The sequence below is a fragment of the Oleiphilus sp. HI0066 genome, assembly GCF_001635725.1.
Map to the genome: position 1 here is coordinate 1 of NZ_LWFH01001704.1, position 1,001 is coordinate 1,001.

The window sequence follows — 1,001 nt, forward strand, 5'->3', positions numbered from 1 at the left end:
TTTAGCGACCAGTCTTGCTGCATCTGAATTTATGAGCGTTTATGGTGGATTACAGATTGGTCTTGCGCTGGGAATGTTTATTGGTGCGTCGATAAAAGCGGCGGAGTTTGGAGCACTGTTAATGGCCTTGCTTGTTTCGGTAAGTTTGGCGTGCGCACGCGTGCTCAGTTTTGTGGTACACCCTGATGCGCTCGTTCAGTCGGGCGCATGGATGTTGGCAGCACTAGAAATCACCATTGCGGTCTGCCTAGGGTGGGCTTTTCGTCGGTATCAGCGTGCAGCCTCATAGGCTGTTGAACAACATCAATTCACCCGGGTGAGCATTTAAGTACATACAGTTATCTATCCACTCGATCGGATGACGTCTAAAGTGATGTTTCAATAGTACGATCGGCACGATCAGGGGTAAGATCCCGTCTCGATACTTCAGAATCGTATCTACTAACTCCGCTTTGTCTTCCTTGTCCAAGTTGTTTTTCAGGAAACCTTGAAGGTGCTGCAGTACGTTTACGTGATTCTTTCTGGTCGCACGTATTTTAAGGATGCGCATCATTTCAACGAAGTAACATTCAGATAGCGACTCCACTTCTTGTTTGTTGCCGCCACCTAACATCGTTCCTAGAGCACGAGTTCGGTCTTGGTCATGAGCTAAGAGAGAGTATTTGTAGGCGGCATGAAACTCGAGCAGCTTCTTCATGGTTAATCCGCTTTCTATCATGTCTTGCCAGTCTCGGTAGACATAAACACGTTTGATAAAGTTCTCGCGCAAAACGGCATCGCCCAATCGGCCTTCTTCTTCTACAGGTAGATTAGGGAAGTTCTTCAGCAGAACTTCCGCATACAAACCCGCACCAATTCGCTCGGGTACCAATTGCTTCGGATTTTTCCCTTTGTAGACCTTAACGCGTTCCATACCGCAACTAGGTGAGTCCTTCTTTAAGATGTATCCGCACAAATCTTTATGCCAACCTTTCTGCTGTTCAGCGACATCACGTAACGCG

The 1,001-nt window shown here is 47.3% G+C and carries 2 protein-coding genes; one reads left to right on the plus strand and one right to left on the minus strand.

Going from position 1 to position 1,001, the window contains the following annotated elements; translation table 11 throughout:
• Positions 1 to 289 (plus strand): hypothetical protein (locus A3738_RS31600; RefSeq protein ID WP_197474065.1); only part of this gene is annotated, 289 nt, incomplete at its 5' end.
• Here the strand turns inward: A3738_RS31600 and A3738_RS26710 are convergent.
• Positions 284 to 1,001 (minus strand): DUF523 and DUF1722 domain-containing protein (locus A3738_RS26710; RefSeq protein WP_068763971.1); only part of this gene is annotated, 718 nt, incomplete at its 5' end. The genes A3738_RS31600 and A3738_RS26710 overlap by 6 nt on opposite strands.